The sequence below is a fragment of the Pseudomonas sp. 10C3 genome, from assembly GCF_036346185.1.
Taxonomy (GTDB): Bacteria; Pseudomonadota; Gammaproteobacteria; order Pseudomonadales; family Pseudomonadaceae; genus Aquipseudomonas.
This window is the reverse complement of the sequence record NZ_JASJVE010000005.1, coordinates 199,377-225,638: the sequence shown is the minus strand read 5'-3', so window position 1 is coordinate 225,638 and position 26,262 is coordinate 199,377. Positions and strand designations below refer to the sequence as shown.

Sequence of the window (26,262 nt, the reverse complement as noted above, 5' to 3'; positions counted from 1 at the left end):
TTTTCATCAGGTGCCTCTTTTCCGTGCCCATCCATCGTAGCGAGTAGAGCAGAAATAATCCCTTGGTCCCTGTATCAACAGCGAATTGTTCGCAGCCCCGGCATTCACCCAATATTCCAAGGGCCGGTGCGCATTTTTGAGTTCGTAGACAGTCAGAGAGCCTAGAAAGCATCGCGGTTTAGGCGTTCTCGATGGCCCCTCACCGCGGTGGCAGGCATGCATCACCTACGGTTAGCCAGGGTGTCCGTCACGCCTAAATGGGGGCATGGGCAGCGAAGTGCGCAGCCGCTGTTACACCACGCGCCGGGATGAGCGGGTGCCATTAGGTTCTGCCCAGCCCTTGCGCGATAATGCGCAGCCAGCCAGTCAAGGCGTTCCGAGATTTGAGCCTACCCATGTCCGAGCCCGTTTTTTCTCCCGCGCAGAGCCAAGCAAGCACCCTGTACCTGCCAGCAGGGCCATGGGCAACGGTTCTCGATTGTCTGTGCGCGCATTTTTCCGCCATTAGCCGGGAGCAATGGCTGGACCGAATAGCCAGGGGACGGGTTCTGGATGCGGAGGGTGTGGCCATAGCTGTCGAGTTGCCTTACCGGGAAGGCTTGCGTGTCCACTACTTTCGCGAGGTTCCGAACGAAACGCCGATACCGGTGCTAGAGACGATCCTGTATGCGGACGAGCATCTGGTGGTGGCGGACAAACCGCATTTTTTACCGGTCACTCCTGCCGGTGAGTACGTCGAGCAGACCTTGCTCCGACGCTTGATCCGTCGTCTGGATAATCCGGACCTGGTACCACTGCACCGAATTGACCGGCACACGGCAGGCTTGGTGTTGTTCTCGGCAAACAAGGAGAGTCGTTCGGCGTATCAGTCGCTGTTTCCTACGCGTCAGATCGACAAGCGCTATGAGGCCATTGCCCGTGCGTTGCCCGAAGTGCAATTCCCTCGTGTGCATAAAAGCCGGCTGGTCGCGGGCGAACCCTTCTTTCGGATGCAGGAAGGGCCAGGTATCAGCAACACAGAAACGCGCATCGAAGTCAGTGAACGCAATGGCGAATATTGGCGGTACGGCTTGTACCCCGTGACGGGCAAAAAACACCAGTTAAGGGTGCACATGGCGGCTCTGGGCGCGGCGATCTGCAATGATCCGTTTTATCCCGACGTGCTCAAAGATGCGGTGGATGACTATACTCAGCCGCTGAAGCTGTTAGCTCAGAGTCTGCGTTTCATTGACCCGCTGTCCGGGGAAGACAGGCAATTCGAGACGCAACTGGCGCTCGACTGGTAGGTTGTTTCTCGCGATGGATGAATGTGCTCCGCATACAAAAACCCCGCGCAGGGCGGGCTTTTGAACAAAATCGCAAGCGATGTTGTGAAGGATCAGAGATCCTTAACCGTACTCACCTGGTCTTTGTTGACGCGAGTTTCTTTGCCATCAAGCTGTTTGAATTCGTAGAAACCCGATTCTTCATCATACTTGGGCGTATCAACAGCCTGGATTTCGCGCCCGTCGTTGAGAGTGATGACTGTGGGCGAAGCACAGCCGGCGAGACTTGCGAGGCTCAGAGCCAGCAGGAAGGCGGCGGGTAAGGTCCGTTGAGTCATGGTGTGTCTCCGTCAGGGAATGCTTTGATTATTGAGGTTGAGACGTATACATCATCCGCAAGTTCCATGGACAGTAGTGGCTTGTCGCAATCGCTGACTCAGATCAACGAAGGGTGAGTGAAAAGGGGGCTGTGATATAACAACAGGCTGTTCCCCCTCTCTTTGGATCGAGCCTATGAAAGCGAAGGCTGAAACACCTTTCGTGCCATTGAATATTGCCGTATTGACCGTCAGCGACACCCGTACCTTTGAAACCGATACGTCTGGGCAAGTCTTCGTTGACCGCTTGACCGCCGCAGGTCATAGCCTGATCGAGCGCGTGCTGCTCAAGGACGATCTGTACAAAATCCGTGCTCAGGTTGCCACTTGGATTGCCGACGATGACGTGCAGGTTGTACTGATCACTGGCGGCACAGGTTTTACCGGTCGCGACAGTACACCTGAAGCGGTGATCTGCTTGCTGGACAAGCAGGTCGATGGGTTTGGTGAGCTGTTCCGGCAGATTTCCGTGGCGGATATTGGTACCTCTACCGTGCAGTCCCGCGCGCTGGCGGGTATGGCCAACGGCACATTGGTCTGCTGCCTGCCGGGTTCGACCAATGCCTGTCGTACCGGTTGGGACGGTATTCTTGCCGAACAGCTGGATTCACGTCACCGTCCGTGTAACTTCGTCGCCCACCTCAAGCAGGCCGAGCCCTGCGAAACCCGCGGATAAACTGATATGAGCCGCACTAAAGCGCGATCGTTGATGCCTGTAGAAGTGGCGCTGGCGCGCTTGTTGGAGATGGCCGAGGCGACGCCGATCCTTGAGCGTGAGCGGGTCGTACTGGCCGATGCGCAAGGTCGGGTTCTGGCCGAGGAGTTGATTGCAACCCTGGATCTGCCGCCTTGGCCCAATAGCGCCATGGACGGTTACGCCTTGTGTCTGGCGGACTGGAAGGGTGAGCCAATGGAGGTCAGTCAGCGCATATTTGCCGGGCAAGCCCCCGAACCATTGACGCCTGGAACCTGTGCCCGGATCTTCACCGGCGCGCCCGTGCCGGCGGGCGCCGATTGCGTAGAAATGCAGGAAAACGCCGAGGTACTCGTCGATCAGCGGGTGCGCTTCATTGAGCCGATGAGAGTCGGGCAAAACATTCGTCCCCAGGGCCAGGAAACAACGATTGGCGAGCAAGTATTGGCCGTCGGTACGCGTATGGGGCCCATTGAACTGGGCCTGACAGCATCGTTGGGCCTGGCCGGGCTTAATGTCGTGCGGCGCGTGCGTGTTGCTGTGTTGTCCACCGGCGATGAGTTGATCGAGCCGGGCCAACCGCTGGGCCCTGGGCAGATTTACAACAGCAATCGGGTGTTGCTGTGCAGTTGGTTACAGCGGTTGGGCTGCGAGGTGTACGACGCCGGGATTTTGCCAGACGATCTGGAAAAAACCCGTAACGCGTTGGGCGCTCTGGGGCACGTCGATTTAATTCTTTCCACCGGTGGTGTATCGGTGGGCGAGGCAGATTTTCTCGGACATGCCCTGCGCGAGGACGGCGAGTTGTCATTGTGGAAGCTGGCCATCAAGCCTGGGAAGCCGCTGACGTTTGGCCATTTTCGTGGTGTGCCGGTGATTGGTTTACCGGGCAATCCAGCCTCGACTCTGGTGACCTTCGCATTACTCGCCCGGCCCTATCTGTTGCGCCGTCAGGGTGTCGCCGATGTCGCGCCGCTGCAGTTTCCGGTGCCTGCCGGTTTCACCTGGAACAAGGCCGGGGACCGCCGCGAATATCTGCGCGGGCGATTCGAACAAGGCCGCGCCGTGCTCTACAGCAACCAGAGCTCGGGCGTCCTGCGCAGCGCAGCGTGGGCCGAAGGCCTGATTGAAGTGCGCGAAGGGACCACGGTCGCCGAAGGTGACTGGCTGAACTTCATTCCTTTAAGTGAGGTGCTGGGCTAGCGACCGGACTCATGTGGTGGGTGCGGTTATAAACCTGGCGCTTACATCTCAACGTCGATCCAATCGTTTTGGTCAGCGTGGCTTATGGCCGCCCGGTGATCGAGCCGGGGCCGTTATTTGGACGGCGTTGATTCAGGCGTTCGTTATCGTAATAGGCGGTCTTGCGCCGCGTGATTAAATACGCTGTCCTGAATGCGGGTGCGCAAGGCTGGAATATTGCCCAATGGTCCTTTCAGAACAATCAGCGCGTCCCGCAGGGCCATGAGGTTTTCCAGGCCAAAAGCCTTGGTTGTGTGGGGGGCAGCGACAGGTAGCGACAGGTCGATAGCAGTCGCAGTGTTCGGGTTCATATAGATCAGCTCTTATAGTTATTCAGTGGAGGTGGTATTTGTTAGTTGCCAGGCGCAATGCTGCAAACGAATTTTTACAGTTTCGGGTGTCGGGGTAAATAGCTTGGCGGGGTGAATGTTGCGGAAAATCGTGTAGGGTATTTCTACAGTTTTAAATTTTATGTAGGAAGTTTATATATGGCCGCTGAAACTATCCTGAATATAGATGGGTTTGTCTAACAATCGAGCAAGTCCGAAGAGAAGGCTCCTTCAGGCTTGTTCGATGGGGTGTGTTCCAGGTTTGATTAGCTGAGTTGAGCGCCTGAATATTGTCAGTCTTTGGCGGACTCTTCCTCCAGACGGTCGGCTTCAAACAATTGCTCCAGTTCCGTTCTCGCTTCTCGGGCGGTTTGCAGGACTTTGGCGTCATCGTCATACACCAAATGTTGGGCATTCAGCACTTGTTCATCGTGACGCTTGAAACGACTGACCCGGGCATCGGCCTGAGCCTGGCTCAGACCCAGCCCCACCAACGTACGCCTGCTCATCTCCAGGCTGGAGTAGAACGTTTCACGTACCGCCTGAGCACCTACGTCCATCAGCCGGTGCACATGTTGACGGTTGCGTGCCCGTGCGATGATTTTTATGTGCGGATAAAGCTTGCGCACCAACTCGGCAGTCTTGATGTTGGTGTCCGGGTCATCAGTGGCGATGATGAAAAACTCTGCCTGATCAACCTTGGCCGCACGCAAAATTTCCGGGCGTAGTGGATTGCCGTAGAACACCGGCAGATGGCCGGAGCTGCGGGAAAACTCAATGGACTCCACGGCGTTATCCAATGCCACGAAGGAGATTTTTTGTGCCCGCAGAATCCGCGCAACGATTTGCCCCATACGGCCCATACCCGCGATGACCACCCTGGGCGAATCGCTGGCGATATCGCGGTACTCGTCCGGCACGATCTGCGGCGTGACTTTGGGTTTGAGCAGTCGCGAAATCAGGAGTAACAGCAGCGGCGTCATGGCCATGGACAGGGTGATGGTCAGCACCAGAATGTCGTACAGCCGCGCTTCGAACAGCCCTTGGTCGCGGCCGATCTTGAACACCACGAAGGCAAATTCACCACCCGCTGCCAGCACGACGCCCAAGCGCAAGGCGCTGTGCTGGTCCAGGCCGCCGACCAGACGGCCGATGCTAAACAGCAAGGGCAGTTTGATTAGAATCAGCAGCACTGTCAGCCCCAGCACGGTCAGCGGTGCGCTGGCCAGCAGGCCAATATTGGTACCCATGCCGACGCTGATAAAAAACAGCCCAAGCAGCAATCCTTTGAAGGGCTCGATTTGTGATTCCAGTTCGTGGCGATATTCGGAGTCAGCCAATAGCAGGCCTGCCAGAAACGCCCCCATGGCCATCGATAGCCCCGCCAGGTCCATCAGCCAGGCTGTGCCGATCACCACCAACAATGCAGTCGCGGTCGAGACTTCCTGTAGACCGGTCTTGGCTACGATCCGAAATACCGGGCGCAGCAGATAGCGCCCGCCGATCACCACAATAGCGATGCTGCCCACCACCCGTAGACCATGAGTCAGGTGGTCTGAGGTGCTGGCGTTATGATCCACCCCCGCTAGAAACGGCACCATGGCAATCAATGGGATCGCGGCGATGTCCTGGAACAACAATACGGCGAAGGCCAGCCGTCCGTGTGGACTGTTAAGCTCCTTGCGCTCGGCCAGACTTTGCAGGCCGAAGGCGGTGGACGACAGTGCTAAACCCAGCCCCAACACAACCGCACTGTTAAACGACTGATCGAAGGCGAGCAGGGCGACGCTGCCGATAGCCACCCCGGTGAGCAGTACTTGGGCAAGCCCAACACCAAACACGGCCTTGCGCATCACCCACAAACGTCGCGGCGACAACTCGAGGCCGATGATGAACAACAGCAGCACCACGCCCAATTCGGAAATATGGCTGACACTTTGCGGGTTGCCGATCAGGCCCAGCACTGAAGGGCCGATGATCACCCCGGCAAACAGATACCCGAGCACTGCGCCTAGTTGCAGGCGCTTGGCCAAGGGTACGGTCAATACTGCGGCCAGCAGAAATACGACTGCGGCCTGCAGTAGATTGCCTTCGTTGGGCATAGTGAACTCCTTGATGTATCGCTGTTCGATCACTGCTAAAGCGCGAGAGCGGAAGCTTGGCGGCAACCGTCTTGAATAGGGCGGCATTAAAACATGTGATGTTTATCTCATTGGCGTTCATTTTGTTCTGATCAGGGTCACAGGATCAGTGTCGAAGCCTCTATCGGGTAACCCGGCGGCCAGTACCGGGGATTTGTATGCCAGGCTGCCGTCTGCGAGTCATCAGCGGTACCATGGGCCCGGAGTTGCGCAGAGCAAATGATTTCTACAGGTATTCAGGAAGCCGTAATGACTAACAAACAGCGTTTGACGTATTCGATTCTGATCGCCCTGGTGGTGCTTGGGATCATGTTGGGCTTGTCACACTTGCAGAACATCGGCGTGATCACCGAGAAGACCTTTCAGTACATTGCCATCTCGGTCGCGGTGTTGGTGGTGATCATCAACGGGTTCATGCGGCGCAAGGTCAAGCCCTGATGACAAGGTGACGCTCAGGCTTGCTCAATCCCTGCTTGAGCAAGCGTGCGGGATCAATGAAGAACGCCATTACCTCCCTCAAAAAAAATATACCGGAGCTTAAAATGTCTGCATCCAGCGATACCGCGGCCCACGTCGAGACGCAAAACATTTCTTTTCCTGAGTTGGTCGAGTTGCTGCGTCAGGTCTTCCTGCGCAACGGCACCTCGCCGGAAGTGGCAAGTGTGTTGGCTGAAAACTGTGCCAGCGCTGAGCGTGACGGTTCCCATAGTCACGGAATTTTCAGAATTCCCGGTTACCTTTCGTCCCTGGCCAGCGGCTGGGTCGACGGCAAAGCAGTGCCAAAAGTCGAGGATGTCGGCGCGGCATTTATTCGGGTCGATGCGGCTAACGGCTTCGCTCAACCGGCATTGGCGGTTGCCAGACCGTTGCTGGTAGAGAAAGCCAAGAGCGCGGGGATTGCCATTCTGGCGATTCGCAGCTCGCACCATTTCGCGGCGCTGTGGCCCGATGTCGAGCCGTTCGCTCGTGAGGGGCTGGTGGCGTTGAGCGTGGTCAACAGCATGACGTGCGTGGTGCCCCATGGTGCACAGCGACCGCTTTTCGGCACCAATCCAATTGCATTTGCCGCACCCAGGGCGGGTGGTGACCCGATTGTGTTCGATCTGGCCACCAGTGCTATTGCCAACGGTGACGTGCAGATCGCTGCTCGCAAGGGCGCGATGTTGCCGCCGGGCATGGGTGTGGACCGCGCCGGGCTGCCGACCGAGGATCCCAAGGCGATCCTTGATGGTGGTGCGTTGCTGCCCTTTGGTGGCTATAAGGGCTCAGCCTTGTCGATGATGGTCGAATTGCTCGCCGCGGGGCTCACGGGCGGTAATTTTTCGTTCGAGTTCGACTGGTCAAAGCATCCCGGTGCACAGACCCCCTGGACGGGTCAGTTGTTTATCGTCATTGATCCGAACAAGGGTTCCGGGCAGAACTTTGCCGAGCGCAGTGAGGAACTGGTCCGGCGGATGCATGACGTCGGTCAGGAGCGCATGCCCGGTGACCGCCGCTACCTGCAGCGCGCCAAGGCGCTGGCCCATGGCATCGATATTCCCGTGGCTGAACTGGCGCGATTGCGAGAGTTGGCTGGCGTGTAGGGTTAAACCCTAAACCTGCGGCAGGCTTGCTTGTAGAGGCTCGCGTCAGATACACCGCGCGAGTCCATTATCAGGCGAGTCTGTAATGGGCACCGAATAAAGTCCGGCTCTAGTTGCAGGCCTGCAGGATGATGGTTACCGCAGAGGAAGAGGTATCAGCGACCGTTGGTGTCATCTTGAATGGCTGTAACTTTTGTAGTCTTGACACGTAGATATGAAGAGCAACTCTTTTTTTCTAAAGTCTGTAATGCCCTCATTTAGAGCCAGTATCTAGCGGGCCACTTCACGACAAATACGCCCCGTTAACGCGTAGCGATCAGCGTTGTTCAATCCCCGATCTGACCCCTCGAAACCCCGGTTATAAAGGGGCGCAGCCCCAATGGGCGTGACGATTACCCTTGTTGTCAGGAACCATGGTGTGGCGCTGCCAAGCGTCCGCGAGGAATGAGTTCGTGCAGACATCCTCATGGAAAGGTTAACGATTTAGGGATTTATATATTCCAAAAGCAGATAAAAAAATAATAATTCATTCTTATAAAGAATAAATAAAATCCTTTAAATTGCCGCCACTCAACGCCGCAACCGCTCTAGGACGGCCGTTAGCCCTGAATTAGCACTGCCGATCGGAGACAACGATGCGCAATAAAACTTACCTCACGCTGGTCATGGCCCTTGGTGTCGCACAGCAAGCGCATGCCGCTGGTTTCATTGAGGACAGCAAAGCCTCACTTGACCTGCGTAACTTTTACTTCAACCAAGACACGCGTAATGCAAAGGCACCTTCTGACCGTGAGTGGGGCCAGGGCTTCATTCTTAATTACCAGTCAGGTTTCACTCAGGGACCGATAGGGGTTGGTTTGGATGTGCTGGGCTTGTATGGCCTGCGGTTAGACGCCGCAGGGCGCGTGGGTAAGAAGGAAGAGGATCACACCCCGGGAAGTGTATTTCCTTTGGACAGCAACGGAGAAGCGGTTAATGATTATGGCCGGCTGGGGGCCACCGCTAAGTTTCGTGTTTCCCAGACTCAGCTAAAGGTCGGCACGTTGCTCCCGAAACTGCCTGTTTTGACGTACAACGACGGGCGCTTATTGCCGGAAACCTTTGAGGGGTGGCAAGTAGAATCAAAAGAGTTTGAGCATTTAAACTTTATCGTGGGTGATATAAAACAGGTGGCTGATCGTAACTCCTCAAATACCCAGGGGATGTCGATTGCGGGCGCAAACAACCCGGACACCGGGAAATTCAGTAATCAGTTCTATTACGGTGGGGTTGATTATCAAGCCACTCCGCAATTGCAACTGCAATACTACTATGGCGGCTTGAAAGATTTTTATCAGCAGCACTTTCTTGGGTTGGTTCACCAGTGGCAACTGCCCGTCGGTCAGCTGAAAACAGACTTGCGTTATTTCTATAGCACCTCAGGCGGTGAAAATGCCAGCGCTTCGGGCCGTGATCAAGGTTATGTCAGTGCGGGCTATTATGGTCAAGGTATTGGCAAGGGCGAAGTAGATAACCGTCTATGGAGCAGCCTGTTCACGTATAGCCTGCAAGGCCACTCCATCAGTGTTGGCTATCAGCAAACGAGCGGGCGTAGTGACTTCCCTCATATTAACCAGGACCAGGGTCGCTCTCCTTACTTGATCACCAATTCGCAGGTTCTGCGCTTCGTCAATGCAGGCGAAGACACGACAATGGCCGCGTATGCCTACGACTTTTCAACCCTCGGCTTACCGGGTTTAAAGACAAGTTATACCTACTGGAATGGTCAGCATATTCAAGCGCTCAACAAGCAGAATAGCGAATGGGAGCATGACTTCCGTATCGACTATGTGATCCCTCAAGGTAGCCTCAAGGGGCTGGGTTTTACGTGGCGCAGTGCGGTGCTTCGAGGCAACGATGTGGCCGACAAAGACGAAAACCGCTTTATCGTCAGCTACAGCATTCCTCTTATATAAGGCATTGTCTTCGGCTTCGACGCCGCCTTGCCCAGCCACTTCGACAGGACAAGGCGGGCTCATGCTAAATTCGCAGGACTGTTCAAAAAACGCCAACAATTGACGAGGGCCGTGATGGATCAGGTCAAGGCGATGAAAATTTTCGTGCGTATCTATGAGCGCAGCAGCTTCACGTTGGCTGCTGAAGACTTGACCCTGCCGCGTGCGACGCTGACTCACAGCCTCAACCAACTGGAAGCCTGGCTCGGCACGCGCTTGCTGGAGCGCAGCACGCGCAGGGTCAAACCTACCCTTGACGGTGAGGCCTACTACGCGCGATGCATCCATTTACTGGCGGAACTGGAAGATGCCGAACATGCGTTCCGCAGCGTCGCGCCCAAAGGCATGCTGCGGATCAACCTGCACGGCACGTTGGCCAGGTACTTCGTGGTGCCAGCCTTGCCGGACTTCATGGCGCGTTATCCTGATATTCAACTGACCCTGAGCGAAGCTGATCGATTGGTGGACCTGGTTCAGGAGGGCGTGGATTGCGTGGTGCGGGCCGGCAACCTCAGCGATTCATCGTTGGTCGGCCGTCGTATCGCGATGCTGGAGCAGGTGACCTGTGCAAGCCCGGCGTACCTGCGCAAATACGGGGTGCCGAAACAGGTGAGGGACCTTGCGACTCACACGGGCGTGAACTATGTCTCCAGAACCACCGGCAAACCTTACCCCTTCGAGTTTATGGTGGATGGGCAATGCCAGGAGGTCCTGCTCGAGGGTCGCGTCGCGGTGTTTGGCGCTGAAATCTACGCCGCGTCGGCGGTTGCCGGCATTGGCATCATTCAGGTGCCGCGCTATCGGGTTGCTCAGCAACTATCCGAAGATGTGTTGCGTGAAGTGTTGCCTCAATGCCCGCCGCCACCGATGCCCGTGTCGGTCCTGTATCCGCACAACCGCCACATGTCCCCGCGAGTTAGGGTGTTCGTCGATTGGGTGAGCGAGTGTTTTGCCGAGGCGGCGCGGGGGCTCGCCCGGCATGGGTATGACCAGTAGCTCCAGGGGTGAATGCACTGCATCGTGTCACAGGCGCCGTAACTCGCCATGAACCTGTGCAAACGACGGCCTTGCCAGTACGTCGGGATGCGTGCATCGGCTTTTCAGGTTAAGTAGCCACTCGGCAGGTGCTGGATCGCAACGCGTCAGCAATTCACCCAGCAGGATCCCGAAAGCCCTGACTTCAACGCGTTCCAGTGCCTGTGCTTGAGCGGTGTTGGCTGTCGGATAAAACGACGCTGCGCCAAAATCGCCGAGCAGGCAATCGCCGTCCTCGTCCCACAAGATATTGTGCCCGTACAGGTCGCCATGGCAGATACCGCCTGCATGCAGATGCTCGGCAACCGAGGCGATGCCGCAGGCCAGGCGCAGGGCGACGTCCAGCGAAAACCGGGTGCCTGAGGCATAGATGTCTCGGGTGCAGGAGTCCAGGCTGGGCGGGCCAGCGAGGTTGCTGAAGCTGGGGGCGATCAATTGCATCACCAGACCAACCTGTGCCTGTGGGTGTTCAGCGATCTGCCCCTGGACTTCGATCAGCTGTGGGTGAGCCCCCGCAGCAATGCAGGCAGACATTTCGTTGAGCGGGGAGCCGTCACTGGTGATGCTGCCCTTGTAGAGCTTGATCGCCACAGGCGTGGATTGGTTCTCCTGACGTTGCCACAGGGCTTGTTGGATCACCCCGGAAGCGCCTTCGCCCAGTTGCTGTTGTACCTGCAGATGCTCCCACGGGATCTGGCGGATGGGCGTTTCAGCGGGACTTACGGTCAGCGGGTTTCCGGCGTAGGCCAGCCAGGCAAGCGTGGGCAGTTTCAACAACCAGTCGGGCAATTCAGTCAGGCGGTTGGCCGCAATACGCACCAGTTCAAGTTGCGTGCAGGTCGCCAGACTCTCAGGCAACTTCTGCAAGCGATTACCCGCCAGCATCAATTTTTGCAAGGCACTGCAGGCGCCAAGTGCGTCGGGCAGGGCCTCAATGCAGTTGTCCGTCAGGATTAGCCAGCGCAACAAGGGCGGCAGTGCCTGAGCAGGAACGTAGCGGATCTGATTGGCCTTGAACCCGACGATTTGCAACTGCAGGCACTGACCTATACTGGCTGGCAGCTCGGTGAACCTGTTTTCCGAGCAGAACAACACGCGCAGGTGTTTCAGACGGTGCAGATCTTCCGGCAGGCGGCTCAACGCATTGCCGGTCAGATTGAGCACCTCCAGCGAGTCCGCGAGGTCGAAAATTTCCGCAGGAAACTCGGTTAGCCCGCAGGACAGATCAAGCCGTGTGATGCCCGCAAGCTTGCCAGCGCGCAGACGCTCAAGGGTATGAGTTTGATTGTCGATCGTCATCATTAATCCTGCCGCGCGAGGCAGATGTCGATTAATCGATGCATGCGTTCCAGGCTCGGTGGTGCTTCCGCGTAGAGGATGCGATACACCATTGGCGCAACGATGGCGTCCATCAATTCTTCGGCCGGTGGAGCAGTCTCACCTCGGGCGAGCGCGCGCCCGATGATGATTTGTAATTGGTCACGAACGATGGCAGAGCATTTTCCAGAGCAGGTTGCCGCGCTACTGGCCACGACGTCACGCATCAGTTCCCGCCCCGGGGCTGAACTCATTTCGTCCAGGTATTGCTCGGTCCACGTTTGCAGGTCTTCGCGCAGGTTGCCGCAATTGACCGGGATGTCCGGACGCAAACGTTCCACCGCTGCGTCTGCAAGCAGCGTGGTCAGGTCACCCCAGCGTCGGTAAATGGTTGAGGGCGTGACACCAGCACGGGCAGCAATCAGTGGGACGCTGAGGGCTGCACGATCGTGCTCGAGCAACAGGTCACGGATAGCCGCGTGGATCGATTCTTGAACACGGGCGCTGCGGCCTCCCGTGCGAATACCTTCTTTAATAGCCATGCGGCAGACCTTAACACAAAGAATTTGCTTTAAGCGGGATCGCGTTGCACACTCGAAAAAGCTAAATTATTGCTTTAACGGTTTGCTTTATCGGAGAGTGTACTCATGTCTCATCCTTTGCAGAACCCGGACCCGACCGTTCGTAGTCGTGGAGCACTGGGGTTTCTTGCCGTCACGGTGTTGTGCTTTTTTGCTGCGTCCAGCGCGCCCACCCCTCTTTATCACCTGTATCAGCAAAGCTGGGGCTTCTCGTCGGCGATACTGACCCTGATTTTTGCAGTGTATGCCCTGAGTTTACTGGGGGCCTTGTTGTTGGTCGGCTCATTGTCCGACTACTTGGGCAGACGCCCGGTCATTTTTGCCGCGCTGGTGCTTGAGATTTTGTCGATGGTATTGTTTATCGCCGCCACCGATGTGACCTGGCTAATCATTGCACGGGTGCTGCAAGGTTTCGCCACGGGCATGGCTGCCAGCGCATTGGGCGCTGCCTTGCTTGATTGTGATCAGACACAGGGGCCGTTGATCAACAGTGTCGCACCGATGCTGGGCATGGCCGCGGGCGCGCTGGGCACCAGTGTTCTGGTGACGTTCGCGCCCTTGCCGCTGTTGATGGCGTTTGTCGTGCTATTGATCGCTTTTGTGTTGCAGGCTCTGTACCTGTGGCGTCTGCCGGAAACGGTCAGCCCACAACCGGGTGTCTGGGCGTCGCTAAAGCTTTCGTTGCACGTACCACCTCAGGCGAGACGCACGCTGTGGCTGGTGCTGCCAGTGGATATAGCGGCTTGGGCGTTGGGCGGATTCTATCTGTCGCTGAGCCCATCATTATTAACCGCAGCAACCGGCTCGACGTCGGTTCTCAATGGCGGGCTGGCCGTGGCGGCATTAACCCTAAGTGGCGCGGTGGCGATTCTGAACCTGCGCAAACGTACACCCCGCCTGGCCTTGTTCGTGGGTGCCAGCTTTATGGGCGTAGGCGTCGCGGTGATTCTGGCGGCCGTCAACAGCGGTTGGCTATGGCTGTTTTTCGTAGGGACGGTGTTTGCCGGGTGCGGGTTCGGCGCCGGGTTCCTTGGGGCCATGCGCTTATTATTGCCACTGGCTCACGCCCATGAACGCGCCGGGCTGATGTCGACATTTTATGTGCTCAGTTACCTGGCATTTTGTGTGCCTGCATTGGTTGCCGGGCTCTCGGCACACAGCTTCGGGCTGATCGCGACCACCAACGTCTATGGCCTGGTGGTCATCGCCTTGGCATTGCTGGCTCTCCTGGGTGTGCTGACCCAGCGTTCGGCCAATGCCCGTGCGATGGCTCAGGGCTAAAGCGGCCGACAAAAGTCGTAGCTGTTTTTCTCTGTGCATCTGCTACGTTCATGGGTGTAAGTCTTTCTCGCCAAGCCCTCAATAAGAACAAGCACAGGGACACCGATGAGCCAGCAACAGAAGCATTATCAGCAGCATTACGACCATTCCATCGCCGATCCAGAGGCCTTCTGGGCGCTACAGGCGCGCAACGTGGCGTGGTATCAGGCACCTCGACAGACTCTGCAAACCCTGGCTGACGGCACGCATCGCTGGTTCGCCGACGGTCAGCTCAATAGCAGCTATCTGGCACTCGATTATCAGATCGAGCAGGGCCGTGGCGAGCAGACGGCACTGATCTACGACTCGCCCGTCAGCCACAGCAAGGTGCGCTACAGCTACAACGAACTGCGTGACGAAGTGGCGCGGTTGGCGGGTTTGCTCCGCCAATTGGGCGTGGAGAAGGGCGACGGCGTAATCATCTATATGCCGATGGTCCCGCAGGCGGCCATGGCGATGCTGGCCTGCGCCCGACTCGGCGCAATCCACTCCGTGGTGTTCGGCGGTTTTGCAGCCCATGAACTGGCACTGCGCATCGACGATTCCAAACCCAAGCTGCTGCTGACGGCTTCGTGCGGGTTGGAGTTCGACCGGGTTATTGAATACAAACCCTTGGTGGACAAAGCCCTTGAACTGGCTCGCCATCAGCCGAGCCATGTTCTGGTACTGCAACGTCCGCAGGTTCAGGCACAGTTGCAAAAGGGCCGCGACCTGGACTGGAGCGCAGCCTTGGTCGGTGTGCAGCCGGTCGATCCGGTGCCCGTCGCCAGCACCGACCCGCTTTACATCATGTACACCTCGGGCACCACCGGCCGACCCAAAGGCATCGTTCGCGAAAACGGCGGCAACGCAGTCGCGCTGACCTTCACCATGAGCCATATCTACGGGATGCAGCCGGGCGATGTCTGGTGGGGCATCTCCGATGTTGGCTGGGTGGTAGGCCACACCCTGATTGTCTACGGACCGCTGATGTGCGGTTGCACCACTATCCTGTATGAGGGCAAGCCGATCCGTACGCCAGATGCCGGCGCGTATTGGCGGGTGATCGAAGAATATAAGGTCAACGCGTTGTTCTGTGCTCCCACTGCCATGCGCGCGATTCGCAAGGAAGATCCTGACGGCGAGTTGATCAAGAACCGCGACCTGAGTTCGCTGCGACAGTTGTTTCTGGCGGGGGAAAAACTCGACTCCAGCACGCATCACTGGCTGGAACAACTGACTGGCAAGCCGGTACTCGATCATTGGTGGCAGACCGAAACCGGTTGGCCGGTGACTGCACCGTGCGTAGGTCTTGAAGGCCACAGCCCGGCCCCCGGTTCAAGCAACCGTGCAGTACCGGGTTACAACGTGAAGGTGGTGGATGAGGAGGGCCGGTTGCTCGCGCCTGGTCAGCAAGGTTCTATCGTCATCGCCTTGCCATTGCCGCCTGGGTGCAGCCAGACGCTTTGGAATGACCATACACGTTACCTGGAAGCTTATCTGCAGACCTTTCCCGGCTATTACCACACGGGTGATGGGGGGTATGTGGACGAAAATGGTTTCGTGTACATCATGGGCCGCACGGATGATGTGATTAACGTCGCGGGTCATAGGCTGTCCACCGGGGAGATGGAAGACCTGGTCAGCCAACATCCCGCCGTGGCCGAGTGTGCGGTGATCGGCGTGCATGACGAGATCAAGGGGCAGGTGCCGCTGGGCATGATCGTGCTCAAGGACGGCGTCAGCGAAAGTGCCGAGCAGTTGCGTAGCGAAATGGTGGCGTTGGTGCGCGAGAGAATCGGTGCGCTGGCGTGCTTGCAGCGTGTGGTCGTGGTCAAGCGCCTGCCCAAAACCCGCTCCGGCAAAATACTGCGCGGTGTTCTACGAAAAATCGCCGACGGCGAGGACTTCACTCCGCCGTCGACGATTGATGATCCAGCGATTCTCGGGGAGATTGCTGCTGCGTTGAAAGCAACATAAACCCCAAGAGCGGATTTGCCTGAAGGGGCCGTTGACTCAGCGCAGGACCGAGACCATTTCCGACACGGTGGTCAGGACATCCTTGGCCAGTTGTTTCGAGCGTTTGCCGGACCAGCCGGTGACGACGTCAGGCGCGTCATCGTTGTCCTTGAACGGCATTTCCAGGGTCAATGCCAGGCATTGGAAACGCTCGCCGACGCTGTTGCAGGCCAGGTTCATGTTGGCTTGGCCGGGGTTGCTGCGCGGGTAACCGTAGCGGGTCTGGAAATCCTGGGTGATTTCGCTCAAGCGGCGGCGGAAGTGCTCTTCCAGTTGCTGCTGGTGCGGGGTGTAGCCGGGATTGCCTTCACACGCGGCGGCAAACACGTAGGGGATTTCTTCATCGCCGTGGATATCGAGGAACAGATCTACGCCGTATTTCTCCATCTGCTGCTGGACGAAAAACACTTCCGGGCTCAGTTCCCGGCTGGAATCCTGCCAAGCCCGATTCAGGTCTTTACCCTTGGCGTTGGTGCGCAGATGACCGTGGAATGAGCCGTCAGGGTTCATGTGCGGCACCAGGTACAGATCGGCGGCAGCCAGCAGTTGCGCCATGACCGGGTCGTGTTTTTCCTGCAAGCGTTCGATCAGGCCTTCCATGAACCATTCGGCCATGTGTTCGCCCGGGTGTTGCTGGGCGATGATCCAGACCTTGCGCTTGCCGACAGCACCGTCGCCTTTGCGCAACAGTTGGATGTCGCGACCTTCGACGCTTTTGCCGATGGCAATCAGCTCGGTGCCGGCTTTGTTGATAGCCTGTTCGATCAGCCAGTCATGACGTGCGCGGCTATAGGGTTCAAAGTAGGCGAAATACACCTGCGACTCGGTTGGCGCAAGGCTGAAATTCAGGGCCGTGCCGTCGAATGTTGTCGGTACACGAAACCAGTGTTCATGATCGTAAGAGGCCACGGCCTGGTAACCGTTCCAGGCGCGGTTGTAGCTGGACTGGCTGGCGTTGGTCAGGCTGAAGGCGTGTTTTTGGCCCACGTCCAAGTGTTCGACCTTGAAGTGAAACCACTGAAGATGGGGGCTGTTCGTGTCGGGACGGATCGCCAGTCTTACGTTAGAAGGGTTGCTGGCGTCGAGTACTTCAATATTGCCGCTGTCGAAATCAGCGCTGATTTTGAGAGGGGTCTGAGTCACGGTTATTTCCTGTACGGCGGTACCAATTCGTGCCGGTACTGTACACCCATCGGAAAGAAACAAAAAAAAGACCCGGCAAAAAGCCGGGTCAAAACCGTGATTAGCCTGATGAGGAGATAACCCGGAAGCCGACCTGAGGCTTCTGGGTTATCGGGTTGATCTTGCGATCAACGGCGCCAATAATAACAATTATCATTCGCGTGTCAAAGTTTATTTTGCTTCATCCAGTTCCACCAGTGCCGTGCCTTCGCTGACCATCTCGCCTTCGACGCAATACAGCGCCTTGACTACTCCAGCATGGGGTGCGCGGATGCTGTGCTCCATCTTCATGGCCTCCAGCACCACCAACTGCGCACCCGCGTCGACGCTTTGACCGACCTCGACCAGCACCCGCACGATGCTGCCGTTCATTGGAGCGGTCAGGCCGCCCTGATGGCTGTGGCTGGCTTCAATCTCGGCAATCGGATCGAGGCGTTTGATGGTGTGCAGCTCGCCTTGCCAATGCAGATATAAGGTATCGCCCCGGCGGATCGCCAGATGCTGACGGCGCACGCCATCGTGTTCAATCAGCAGTTGCTCGCCCCTCAGCTCGGCCAGCGAGGCGCTGCTGTTGCGCAGCTGGATCACCTGCTTCTGGCCATTGCAGATCAAGTGCAGGTCGATTTCTGTCGGCAGCCCGGCACGCAGACCGTTGTGGCTGGCCCACGGTGAATAAAGGTCGTCCTGACGAACCGTGGCTGGCTGGCTTTGGCTGAAGGCCTCGCCAGCGGCTTGCCAGAACTCTGCCGATAATTCTCCGGCGGGTGGCAGCAACTGTTCCTGATAGCGTGGAATAAATCCGGTATCAAGTTCCGCCGCTGCGAACGCAGGATGAGCGACGATGCGGCGCAGGAACGCCAGGTTGGTTTTCAGCCCGCCGATGGCGAACTCATCAAGCATGGCCAGCAAACGCAGACGTGCCTGCTCACGGTTCTCGCCCCAGGCGATCAGTTTGCCGAGCATCGGGTCGTAGAACGGCGACACGCTGTCACCCTCGGCTACGCCGCTGTCCACGCGTCGACCGGGGCCGGCAGCAGGTTCGCGGTAGATGTCCAGCGTGCCGGTGGCCGGCAAGAAATCGTTGGCGGGGTCTTCGGCGTACAGCCGCACTTCGATGGCATGGCCAATCAGCGGTACCTGCGCTTGAGTAATTGGCAACGCCTCGCCTTGGGCCACGCGAATCTGCCAGGCCACCAGGTCCAGCCCGGTGATCGCTTCGGTGACCGGGTGTTCGACTTGCAGGCGAGTGTTCATCTCCATAAAGAAGAATTCGCCGCGAGAGTCCAGCAGAAACTCCACCGTGCCTGCGCCGACATAACCAATGGCTTGAGCAGCACGCACCGCCGATTCACCCATGGCACGGCGCAGCTCTGGGCTGAGACCGGGGGCAGGTGCTTCTTCGACGACTTTTTGATGGCGGCGCTGAATCGAGCAGTCGCGCTCATTAAGGTATAGGCAGTTGCCGTGCTGATCGGCAAACACTTGGATTTCGACGTGACGCGGCTTGAGCAGGTATTTCTCCACCAGCATCCGCGAATCACCGAACGATGACTGTGCTTCACGCTGAGCCGAGGCCAGCGCTTCGGCCATTTCACTGACCTGTTCCACCACCTTCATGCCTTTGCCGCCACCGCCTGCCGTGGCTTTGAGCAACACCGGGTAACCGATGCGTTCAGCGGCGGCGCTGAAGGTTGCGACGTCTTGTGCTTCGCCGTGATAACCCGGTACCAGAGGTACGCCCGCGTCTTCCATCAGGGCCTTGGCGGCGGATTTGCTGCCCATGGCGTCGATGGCAGAGGCGGGTGGACCGAGGAAAATCAATCCAGCGTTTTCGATGGCGCGGGCAAACCCTGCGTTTTCAGATAAAAAGCCATAACCAGGATGGATCGCCTGGGCGCCGCTGGCCTTGGCCGCAGCGATCAATTTGTCGATCAGCAAGTAGCTGTCGGCCGCCTTGCTCCCACCCAGATCGACTCGGATGTCAGCCTCGCGGCTGTGTCGAGCATCGTGATCGGTGGCGCTGTGCACGGCAACGGTAGTCAGCCCAAGCGCCTTGGCGGTGCGCATGATGCGGCACGCAATTTCGCCCCGGTTGGCGACCAGAATTCGGGTCAGCGGTGGTGTAGGGGGCTGCGAGGCGCTCATGGGCGCGGCTCCTTTTTATTGGATTGAGCGGCGTCAGCCTGCTCGGACTGCCAGGCCGGTGCGCGTTTTTCCAGAAAGGCGCGCAAGCCTTCCTGGCCTTCAGGGCTGACGCGGATACGGGCAATGGCGTTTTCGCAATAACGACGCAGGGCAGGGGTCAGTGCACCGTTACCTACTTCACGCAGCAGGTCTTTACTCGCACGCATTGCTTGTGGGCTGTTGAGCAGCAAGGTGTCGATCCACTGATCGATCTGCTGCTCGAACTCGGCGGCTGGGTAACACTCGGCAAGCAAACCGATTTCCCGTGCGCGCAGGCCACTGAAGCGCTCGGCCGTCAGGGCGTAACGACGCGCCGCACGCTCACCGATGGCTTGCACCACGAAGGGGCTGATCACCGCCGGGGCCAGGCCGATGCGCACTTCCGACAGGCAAAACTGCGCATCTTCGGTACCGATGGCCATGTCACAGCAACTGATCAGACCCAATGCGCCGCCATAGGCCGCGCCTTGCACGACCGCCAAAGTGGGGATCTTCAATTTGGCCAGGTTGTACATCAACTCGGCCAGTTCGCGGGCATCGTCGAGGTTGGTGTTGTAATCCAGGTTCGCCGATTGCTGCATCCAGGCCAGGTCGGCGCCAGCGCTAAAGTGCTTGCCCCGGCCACGGATCACCATGAAGCGCAGACGGGTGTCGGCTTGCACATCATCCAGGGCGATGATCAGCTCGCGAATCATTTGGGCGTTGAAAGCGTTGTTCTTGTCCGCGCGGTTCAGCCAGAGCGTGGCGAACCCCCGGGGATCGGTGTGCAATTCAACTGTGTGTAAATCGGTCATGTTCACTCCGTGGGCGCGGCCCGGTTACATCCGGAACACACCGAATGTGCTTGGCTCGATAGGCGCATTCAGCGATGCGGACAAGGCCAGGGCAAGGATGTCCCGGGTTTGCGCGGGGTCGATTACACCGTCGTCCCACAAACGGGCGCTGGAGTAATAAGGATGACCCTGGTGCTCATACTGATCGAGAATCGGTTGCTTGATCTCGGCTTCCTGCTCAGCGCTGAACGTGTGACCGCTGCGTTCGGCTTGCTCGCGCTTGACCTGCACCAGCACGCCAGCAGCTTGTTCGCCACCCATTACGCCGATCCGGGCGTTGGGCCACATCCAGAGAAAACGCGGGTCGTAGGCGCGGCCGCACATGCCGTAGTTACCGGCGCCGAAACTGCCGCCAATGATGACCGTGAACTTCGGCACCTTGGCGCAGGCTACGGCGGTGACCAGCTTGGCGCCGTGCTTGGCGATGCCGCCAGCTTCGTACTTCTGGCCGACCATGAACCCGGTGATGTTCTGCAGAAACAACAACGGGATGCCGCGCTGACAGGCCAGCTCAATGAAGTGCGCGCCTTTTTGCGCCGATTCAGCGAACAGGATGCCGTTATTGGCCAGGATCGCGATGGGATAGCCGTGCAGATGGGCAAAGCCACAGACCAGCGTGGTCCCGAACAAGGCCTTGAATTCATCGAACACGGAGCCGTCCACCAGGCGCGCAACCACTTCGCGCACATCGAAGGGTTGCTTCGCGTCAGCCGGGATCACCCCGTACAACTCGTCGGCGCCATACAGCGGGGCAATGGGGGTCAGGGCGTTGAGTTCACCCTGTTTACGCCAGTTGAGGTTGGCGATGCTGCGTCGGGCCAAGGCCAGGGCATGTTCATCACTTTCGGCGTAATGGTCGGCAACCCCAGAGATCTTGCAGTGCACATCGGCACCGCCCAGGTCCTCGGCGCTCACCACTTCACCGGTCGCGGCTTTCACCAACGGTGGGCCAGCGAGGAAAATCGTCGCCTGTTGGCGAACCATGATTGCTTCATCGGCCATGGCCGGCACGTAAGCACCGCCCGCGGTGCACGAGCCCATGACCACGGCGATCTGCGGGATGCCCACGGCGCTCATGTTCGCTTGGTTGAAGAAAATTCGCCCGAAGTGCTCGCGGTCCGGGAACACTTCATCCTGACGCGGCAGGTTGGCGCCACCGGAATCGACCAGATAGATGCACGGCAAGCGATTTTGCTGAGCGATAGTTTGCGCTCGCAGGTGTTTTTTCACCGTCAGCGGATAGTAAGAGCCGCCTTTTACTGTGGCGTCGTTGGCGACGATCATGCATTCGACGCCCTCGACCCGGCCAATGCCGACGATCAAACCTGCCGCGGGTACGTCTTCGCCATACACCTCGTAAGCCGTCAACTGGCCGATTTCAAGGAAAGGCGAACCGGCATCGAGCAAACGGTTGATCCGTTCGCGGGGCAGCAGTTTGCCGCGCGACGTGTGGCGCTCTTGGGCTTTAGGCCCGCCGCCCTGATGAACCTGGGCGAGCAACTTTCGCAAGCCTTTGACGTGTTCCAGCATCGCTGCGCCGTTGAGTGCGAATTCGGGCGAGCGCGTGTTGATTTGGGTGTGCAGGATGGCCATGAGGCACTCCAAAAGATCAAATAGGCTCAGCGCGTTTCGTTGAACAGCTCGCGACCGATCAGCATGCGGCGGATTTCACTGGTGCCCGCGCCGATCTCATACAGCTTGGCGTCACGCAACAGGCGTCCGGCCGGAAACTCATTGATATAGCCGTTGCCGCCGAGGATCTGGATGGTGTCCAGAGCCATTTGTGTGGCGCGTTCTGCGCTGTACAAGATCACCCCGGCAGCATCCTTGCGCGTGGTTTCGCCGCGCTCACAGGCTTGAGCCACGGCATACAGGTACGCGCGGCTGGCATTGAGTTGGGTGTACATGTCGGCGACCTTGCCTTGAATCAGCTGGAATTCGCCGATGCTCTGGCCGAACTGTTTACGGTCGTGAATGTAGGGCACCACCACGTCCATACAGGCCTGCATGATCCCGGTAGGGCCACCCGAAAGCACGACGCGCTCGTAGTCGAGGCCGCTCATCAAGACTTTGACGCCGCTGTTCAGCACCCCGAGCAGGTTCTCTTCCGGCACTTCGACGTCATCGAAAAACAGCTCGCAGGTGTTGGAGCCACGCATGCCGAGCTTGTCGAATTTATTGCTGCGGGAAAATCCTTTCCAGTCGCGCTCGACGATGAAAGCGCTGATGCCATGAGCGCCTTTTTCCAGGTCAGTCTTGGCGTAGATCACATACGTGTTGGCATCCGGGCCGTTGGTGATCCAGGTTTTACTGCCATTGAGAACGTAATGATCGCCGCGCTTGTCGGCGCGCAGTTTCATCGACACCACATCGGAACCGGCATTGGGTTCGCTCATGGCTAAGGCACCCACATGCTCGCCACTGATCAGCTTGGGCAGGTATTTGGCTTTCTGCTCGGGGTTGCCGTTGCGGTTGATCTGGTTCACGCACAGATTGGAGTGAGCGCCGTAGGAGAGGGCGACTGAAGCCGAGCCACGGCTGATTTCTTCCATCGCCACAACGTGAGCCAGGTAGCCCATGCCCGCGCCGCCGTATTCCTCAGAGACCGTGATGCCGAGCAAACCCATGTCACCGAACTTGCGCCACATGTCAGCAGGGAACAGATTGTCTTTATCGATTTGCGCCGCACGGGGCGAAATTTCTGCCGCGACAAAGGCCTGAACCTGGTCGCGCAGCATGTCGATGGTTTCGCCGAGGGCGAAGTTCAGGCTCGGGTAGCTCATGCTTTTTACCTTTCCTATTATTGTTGGGTGCAAACCCTGGGTTGGGGTCTTGAAAATAATGAGTGCTATGGTGAATGCTGTATTCACCTTTACGTTAACGTAAACCTGTCGGGCTTTGCCTGTCAACATCCGTTCATAGGCATGACCTTTACGTTAACGTCAATTTGCGCCAAAGTAGACGTGTTCGAAGAGTAAGGCCTCTATGATGGCTGTGTCTGGCGAAACGACGATACGGCTGTGATCCCAAAACAAACATAAAAAGGGACGGTCCATGATTCAACCTAGCTATTCTCGCGGTCGGCAGGACAAAGCGCTGTTGGCGCAGACCATCGGTCAGGCATTTGACGAGACTGTCGCCAAATTCCCTCTTGGCGAGGCATTGGTCGTGCGCCATCAGCAACTGCGCTATAGCTGGGCGCAGTTGGGCGAAGCGGTAGACCTGCATGCGCGGGCGCTGATGGCGCTGGGCTTGCGGACGGGCGACCGCCTGGGGGTTTGGGCCCCGAACTGCGCGCAGTGGTGCATTACCCAGTTCGCCAGCGCGAAACTGGGCGTGATTCTGGTCAATATCAATCCCGCCTATCGCACCAGTGAGCTGGAGTACGTGCTCAAGCAGTCTGGCTGTCAGTGGTTGATTTGCGCCGGAGCGTTCAAGACCTCGAACTACCACGCCATGTGTGCCACGCTGGTTCCTGAATTGTGTGACTACCCGGCAGGACAGCTGCGCAGTGAGTCCCTGCCGGAGTTGCGTGGGGTGATTAGCCTCGACGAGCAGCCGCCAGCAGGCTTTCTTCCATGGAGTGCGTTGGCGTCTTTGGCAGTCGAGGTCAGTGTCGAGCAACTGAACGAGCGACAGCGCTGTCTGCAATTTGATCACCCCGTCAATATCCAGTACACCTCGGGCACCACCGGCTTCCCCAAAGGTGCGACCCTCAGCCACTACAACATCCTCAATAACGGTTACATGGTTGGTGAAAGCCTTAGCTTGAGCGCGGCTGACCGCGTCGTGATCCCGGTGCCGCTGTATCATTGCTTCGGCATGGTCATGGGTAACCTAGGTTGCATGACCCACGGCGCAACGATGATCTACCCGAATGACGGTTTCGACCCTTTGCTCACCCTTCGCGTCGTGGCTGAGGAGCGAGCCACTGCGCTGTATGGCGTGCCAACCATGTTCATCGCCATGCTCGATCATCCGCAACTCAAGGCATTTGACCTGTCCAGCCTGCGCACCGGGATTATGGCTGGCGCGACCTGCCCGATAGAAGTCATGCGCAAAGTGATCAGCGAGATGCACATGAAGGAGGTGCAGATCGCCTATGGCATGACTGAAACCAGTCCGGTGTCGCTGCAGACCGGGCCTGAGGATGGCATTGAGCTGCGGGTAACGACCGTGGGCCGCACTCAGCCGCAACTCGAGAACAAAATCATCGACGAAACCGGTTGTGTCGTCCCGCGCGGCCAGATAGGCGAGTTATGCACCCGTGGTTACAGTGTGATGCTCGGCTATTGGAATAACCCGCAAGGCACCGCCGAGGCGCTGGATCAAGCGGGCTGGATGCACACCGGCGACCTGGCGTCGATGGACGACAATGGTTACGTGTGCATCGCCGGGCGCAACAAGGACATGATCATCCGTGGCGGCGAGAACGTGTATCCCCGCGAGCTGGAGGAGTTCTTTTTCACCCATCCCGCAGTGGCGGACGTCCAGGTGATCGGCATCCCGGATACCAGGTATGGCGAAGAGATCGTCGCCTGGATAAAGCTGCACCCGGGGCACGTCGTCAGTGCGCTCGAATTGCAAGGCTGGTGCAAAGACCGGATCGCCCATTACAAAACCCCGCGCCATTTCAAATTCGTCGACGAATTCCCCATGACCGTAACGGGCAAGGTTCAGAAATTTCGCATGCGGGAAATCAGTGTCGAGGAATTGCTGAAGGCGGTTGAGTAGGGGCTTGATGGGGTTTGGCAAACGCCAGATAGCACGAAGGGGAGCCTGGGCTCCCCTTCAAGGTTTTATGCATGCTCTTTTTTTATTGTTTTAGGGTGGCCTGTTGTTGTTTTTGGCGACCGTTCCCTTTTACCGCTGTTTTAGTCGATCCCATTCAGGATCAAGAGCAAACGTATTTTTTTGAGCGCTGACTCGCTTTCATCACCTGCGTGATCCAACCAGTTCGGGAGCTACCTGAGGTAGTTTTATTGTTCTCTGCCCGGTCGCGGGGTCGAAACCCCTGAAAAGCTATCCACTCCAAAAAAATCTATTAGCTGCGTCTCTGTCCGTGTTGTTCTTGTTATGTCAGAGCCGATACGTATTGTTTTTATTGGGTACTGCATTATTTTTTATTTTTGTTGTACGGAACCTATAGCAGAAGCCGTGCCAACTTAATCAAGTCCTTTAAAATCAATGGCTTGAAAAAATACCTGCCAAAGTCGCCGAGAAAAATTATCAGTAATTGTTTCCGTGTTACCCGTTTCCTCCCCACCTTTTATTGGCGCGGTAACACTCCGGTCGCCAAACGCGCCTTCGCGACCCGTGAACCGGTAGGGCGCCCCAGCACGTCACAGATCCGCTGACCGGCTGCAATCAAGCGATCCATATCGATGCCGGTATCAATCCCCAGACCGTTGAGCATGTACAGCACATCTTCGGTCGCGACGTTACCGCTGGCGCCTTTGGCATAGGGGCAACCGCCGAGCCCAGCGATAGAACTGTCGAACACCTGAATCCCCTCAAGCAGGCTGGCGTAGATATTGGCCAGCGCTTGCCCATAGGTGTCATGGAAATGGCCCGCCAGTTTGCCCCGCGGGATCTGCCCGGCGACAACGTCGAACAAGGTGCGAGTCGCGCCCGGTGTACCGGTGCCGATAGTGTCGCCCAAGGACACCTCATAACAGCCCATGGCGAACAGTTCGTTGGCGACCGAGGCCACCTGCTGTGGTGCGACCTGGCCTTCGTATGGACAGCCGAGCACACAGGAGACATACCCGCGCACACTGATGCCGTGCAGGCGGGCGGCCTCCATGATCGGGACGAAACGCTCCAGGCTTTCGCTGATCGAACAATTGATGTTGCGCTGGGAGAACGCTTCGGACGCGGCGGCGAATACCGCGACTTCTGTCACGCCAGCGGCGAGGGCGTCTTCAAACCCCCTGAAGTTGGGCGCCAGCGCCGCATAGGTCACGTCGGGCTTGCGCTGGATCTGAGCGAAGACTTCATCGGACCCGGCCATTTGTGGGACCCATTTGGGCGAGACAAAACTGCCGACTTCGATATAACTCAGGCCTGCGGCGGTCAGTTCATCGACCAACCGCACCTTGTCCGCGACGCTAATGGGCTGGGCTTCATTTTGCAGGCCGTCGCGAGGGCCGACTTCCACCAGGCGAACATGTTGAGGCAGGGGCAT

Annotated in this window: 21 protein-coding genes; 10 read left to right on the top strand and 11 right to left on the bottom strand. The window is 57.8% G+C overall.

Annotated elements, in window-relative coordinates; translation table 11 throughout:
• Positions 1 to 395 precede the first annotated feature (395 nt).
• The gene (locus QN399_RS06895; protein ID WP_322179435.1) at positions 396 to 1,286 is read left to right on the top strand and encodes a pseudouridine synthase; all 891 of its coding nucleotides are present in this window, start codon (positions 396 to 398) and stop codon (positions 1,284 to 1,286) included.
• 92 nt (positions 1,287 to 1,378) lie between these two features.
• Here the strand turns inward: QN399_RS06895 and QN399_RS06890 are convergent, their stop codons facing one another.
• Complete coding sequence (locus QN399_RS06890) at positions 1,379 to 1,603, bottom strand: YgdI/YgdR family lipoprotein (RefSeq protein ID WP_322179434.1); 225 nt, start codon at positions 1,601 to 1,603, stop codon at positions 1,379 to 1,381.
• Between the two features lie 175 nt (positions 1,604 to 1,778).
• Here QN399_RS06890 and moaB point away from each other — a divergent pair, with 175 nt between their 5' ends.
• Together moaB and glp are read left to right on the top strand one after the other, a co-directional pair.
• Positions 1,779 to 2,318 carry a molybdenum cofactor biosynthesis protein B gene (gene moaB, locus QN399_RS06885; protein WP_322179433.1) on the top strand — a complete coding sequence of 180 codons (540 nt, stop codon included), beginning with the start codon at positions 1,779 to 1,781 and terminating at the stop codon, positions 2,316 to 2,318.
• A 6-nt stretch (positions 2,319 to 2,324) separates the two neighbouring features.
• On the top strand, positions 2,325 to 3,539 hold the full coding sequence (glp, locus tag QN399_RS06880) for a gephyrin-like molybdotransferase Glp (RefSeq protein ID WP_322179432.1): 1,215 nt from the start codon (positions 2,325 to 2,327) through the stop codon (positions 3,537 to 3,539).
• A gap of 143 nt (positions 3,540 to 3,682) precedes the next feature.
• Here the strand turns inward: glp and QN399_RS06875 are convergent, their stop codons facing one another.
• Together QN399_RS06875 and QN399_RS06870 are read right to left on the bottom strand one after the other, a co-directional pair.
• Complete coding sequence (locus QN399_RS06875; RefSeq protein WP_322179431.1) at positions 3,683 to 3,889, bottom strand: hypothetical protein; 207 nt, start codon at positions 3,887 to 3,889, stop codon at positions 3,683 to 3,685.
• 311 nt (positions 3,890 to 4,200) lie between these two features.
• The gene (locus QN399_RS06870) at positions 4,201 to 6,009 is read right to left on the bottom strand and encodes a monovalent cation:proton antiporter-2 (CPA2) family protein (RefSeq protein WP_330200745.1); all 1,809 of its coding nucleotides are present in this window, start codon (positions 6,007 to 6,009) and stop codon (positions 4,201 to 4,203) included.
• A 288-nt stretch (positions 6,010 to 6,297) separates the two neighbouring features.
• Here QN399_RS06870 and QN399_RS06865 point away from each other — a divergent pair, with 288 nt between their 5' ends.
• The 4 genes from QN399_RS06865 to QN399_RS06850 all read left to right on the top strand — a co-directional run bounded on the left by QN399_RS06865 (position 6,298) and on the right by QN399_RS06850 (position 10,621).
• Positions 6,298 to 6,486: a hypothetical protein gene (locus tag QN399_RS06865; RefSeq protein ID WP_219060186.1), complete on the top strand. Its 189-nt coding sequence runs from the start codon at positions 6,298 to 6,300 to the stop codon at positions 6,484 to 6,486.
• Positions 6,487 to 6,590: 104 nt separating this feature from the next.
• Positions 6,591 to 7,631, top strand: a complete 1,041-nt coding sequence (locus QN399_RS06860) for an Ldh family oxidoreductase (protein WP_330200744.1) — start codon at positions 6,591 to 6,593, stop codon at positions 7,629 to 7,631.
• A 635-nt stretch (positions 7,632 to 8,266) separates the two neighbouring features.
• Positions 8,267 to 9,586, top strand: a complete 1,320-nt coding sequence (locus tag QN399_RS06855; protein ID WP_322179428.1) for an OprD family porin — start codon at positions 8,267 to 8,269, stop codon at positions 9,584 to 9,586.
• A 114-nt stretch (positions 9,587 to 9,700) separates the two neighbouring features.
• Positions 9,701 to 10,621, top strand: coding sequence for a LysR substrate-binding domain-containing protein (locus QN399_RS06850; protein WP_322179427.1), 921 nt, complete (start codon positions 9,701 to 9,703; stop codon positions 10,619 to 10,621).
• A gap of 27 nt (positions 10,622 to 10,648) precedes the next feature.
• Here the strand turns inward: QN399_RS06850 and QN399_RS06845 are convergent, their stop codons facing one another.
• On the bottom strand, positions 10,649 to 11,959 hold the full coding sequence (locus tag QN399_RS06845; RefSeq protein WP_322179426.1) for a leucine-rich repeat-containing protein kinase family protein: 1,311 nt from the start codon (positions 11,957 to 11,959) through the stop codon (positions 10,649 to 10,651).
• 2 nt (positions 11,960 to 11,961) lie between these two features.
• Positions 11,962 to 12,519, bottom strand: coding sequence for a TetR/AcrR family transcriptional regulator (locus QN399_RS06840; protein ID WP_322179425.1), 558 nt, complete (start codon positions 12,517 to 12,519; stop codon positions 11,962 to 11,964).
• Between the two features lie 105 nt (positions 12,520 to 12,624).
• Between QN399_RS06840 and QN399_RS06835 the strand changes: the two genes are divergently transcribed.
• Positions 12,625 to 13,839 carry an MFS transporter gene (locus tag QN399_RS06835; protein WP_330200743.1) on the top strand — a complete coding sequence of 405 codons (1,215 nt, stop codon included), beginning with the start codon at positions 12,625 to 12,627 and terminating at the stop codon, positions 13,837 to 13,839.
• A gap of 105 nt (positions 13,840 to 13,944) precedes the next feature.
• Positions 13,945 to 15,837: a propionyl-CoA synthetase gene (locus QN399_RS06830; RefSeq protein WP_330200742.1), complete on the top strand. Its 1,893-nt coding sequence runs from the start codon at positions 13,945 to 13,947 to the stop codon at positions 15,835 to 15,837.
• Between the two features lie 36 nt (positions 15,838 to 15,873).
• Here QN399_RS06830 and QN399_RS06825 read toward each other — a convergent pair whose 3' ends face one another.
• From QN399_RS06825 to QN399_RS06805, 5 genes are all read right to left on the bottom strand, one after another.
• Entirely contained in the window at positions 15,874 to 17,025 is a 1,152-nt protein-coding gene (locus tag QN399_RS06825; RefSeq protein ID WP_322217754.1) for a M14-type cytosolic carboxypeptidase, read from the bottom strand.
• A 204-nt stretch (positions 17,026 to 17,229) separates the two neighbouring features.
• On the bottom strand, positions 17,230 to 19,203 hold the full coding sequence (locus QN399_RS06820; RefSeq protein WP_330200741.1) for an acetyl/propionyl/methylcrotonyl-CoA carboxylase subunit alpha: 1,974 nt from the start codon (positions 19,201 to 19,203) through the stop codon (positions 17,230 to 17,232).
• A complete protein-coding gene (locus tag QN399_RS06815) occupies positions 19,200 to 20,036 on the bottom strand; it encodes a gamma-carboxygeranoyl-CoA hydratase (protein ID WP_322179421.1) in 837 nt (278 codons plus the stop codon). The genes QN399_RS06820 and QN399_RS06815 overlap by 4 nt, the downstream gene beginning before the upstream one ends.
• Positions 20,037 to 20,060: 24 nt before the next feature.
• Positions 20,061 to 21,668, bottom strand: coding sequence for a carboxyl transferase domain-containing protein (locus QN399_RS06810; RefSeq protein WP_322179420.1), 1,608 nt, complete (start codon positions 21,666 to 21,668; stop codon positions 20,061 to 20,063).
• A gap of 26 nt (positions 21,669 to 21,694) precedes the next feature.
• Positions 21,695 to 22,858 carry an isovaleryl-CoA dehydrogenase gene (locus QN399_RS06805; RefSeq protein ID WP_322179419.1) on the bottom strand — a complete coding sequence of 388 codons (1,164 nt, stop codon included), beginning with the start codon at positions 22,856 to 22,858 and terminating at the stop codon, positions 21,695 to 21,697.
• Positions 22,859 to 23,129: 271 nt separating this feature from the next.
• Here QN399_RS06805 and QN399_RS06800 point away from each other — a divergent pair, with 271 nt between their 5' ends.
• Complete coding sequence (locus QN399_RS06800) at positions 23,130 to 24,809, top strand: AMP-binding protein (RefSeq protein WP_322179418.1); 1,680 nt, start codon at positions 23,130 to 23,132, stop codon at positions 24,807 to 24,809.
• 535 nt (positions 24,810 to 25,344) lie between these two features.
• On the opposite strand, the gene QN399_RS06795 is transcribed toward QN399_RS06800, so the two are convergent.
• Positions 25,345 to 26,262 (bottom strand): hydroxymethylglutaryl-CoA lyase, encoded by a 918-nt coding sequence (locus tag QN399_RS06795; RefSeq protein WP_330200740.1) that lies wholly within the window; start codon positions 26,260 to 26,262, stop codon positions 25,345 to 25,347.

Coding starts and splice junctions, on each gene's coding strand:
- moaB (WP_322179433.1), top strand. CDS start 1,779: ATGAAAGCGAAGGCTGAAACACCTTTCGTGCCATTGAATATTGCCGTA.
- QN399_RS06805 (WP_322179419.1), bottom strand. CDS start 22,858: ATGAGCTACCCGAGCCTGAACTTCGCCCTCGGCGAAACCATCGACATG.
- QN399_RS06855 (WP_322179428.1), top strand. CDS start 8,267: ATGCGCAATAAAACTTACCTCACGCTGGTCATGGCCCTTGGTGTCGCA.
- QN399_RS06860 (WP_330200744.1), top strand. CDS start 6,591: ATGTCTGCATCCAGCGATACCGCGGCCCACGTCGAGACGCAAAACATT.
- QN399_RS06890 (WP_322179434.1), bottom strand. CDS start 1,603: ATGACTCAACGGACCTTACCCGCCGCCTTCCTGCTGGCTCTGAGCCTC.
- QN399_RS06795 (WP_330200740.1), bottom strand. CDS start 26,262: ATGCCCCTGCCTCAACATGTTCGCCTGGTGGAAGTCGGCCCTCGCGAC.
- QN399_RS06850 (WP_322179427.1), top strand. CDS start 9,701: ATGGATCAGGTCAAGGCGATGAAAATTTTCGTGCGTATCTATGAGCGC.
- QN399_RS06845 (WP_322179426.1), bottom strand. CDS start 11,959: ATGACGATCGACAATCAAACTCATACCCTTGAGCGTCTGCGCGCTGGC.
- QN399_RS06875 (WP_322179431.1), bottom strand. CDS start 3,889: ATGAACCCGAACACTGCGACTGCTATCGACCTGTCGCTACCTGTCGCT.
- QN399_RS06895 (WP_322179435.1), top strand. CDS start 396: ATGTCCGAGCCCGTTTTTTCTCCCGCGCAGAGCCAAGCAAGCACCCTG.
- QN399_RS06840 (WP_322179425.1), bottom strand. CDS start 12,519: ATGGCTATTAAAGAAGGTATTCGCACGGGAGGCCGCAGCGCCCGTGTT.
- QN399_RS06830 (WP_330200742.1), top strand. CDS start 13,945: ATGAGCCAGCAACAGAAGCATTATCAGCAGCATTACGACCATTCCATC.
- QN399_RS06865 (WP_219060186.1), top strand. CDS start 6,298: ATGACTAACAAACAGCGTTTGACGTATTCGATTCTGATCGCCCTGGTG.
- QN399_RS06870 (WP_330200745.1), bottom strand. CDS start 6,009: ATGCCCAACGAAGGCAATCTACTGCAGGCCGCAGTCGTATTTCTGCTG.
- QN399_RS06835 (WP_330200743.1), top strand. CDS start 12,625: ATGTCTCATCCTTTGCAGAACCCGGACCCGACCGTTCGTAGTCGTGGA.
- QN399_RS06810 (WP_322179420.1), bottom strand. CDS start 21,668: ATGGCCATCCTGCACACCCAAATCAACACGCGCTCGCCCGAATTCGCA.
- glp (WP_322179432.1), top strand. CDS start 2,325: ATGAGCCGCACTAAAGCGCGATCGTTGATGCCTGTAGAAGTGGCGCTG.
- QN399_RS06820 (WP_330200741.1), bottom strand. CDS start 19,203: ATGAGCGCCTCGCAGCCCCCTACACCACCGCTGACCCGAATTCTGGTC.
- QN399_RS06800 (WP_322179418.1), top strand. CDS start 23,130: ATGATTCAACCTAGCTATTCTCGCGGTCGGCAGGACAAAGCGCTGTTG.
- QN399_RS06815 (WP_322179421.1), bottom strand. CDS start 20,036: ATGACCGATTTACACACAGTTGAATTGCACACCGATCCCCGGGGGTTC.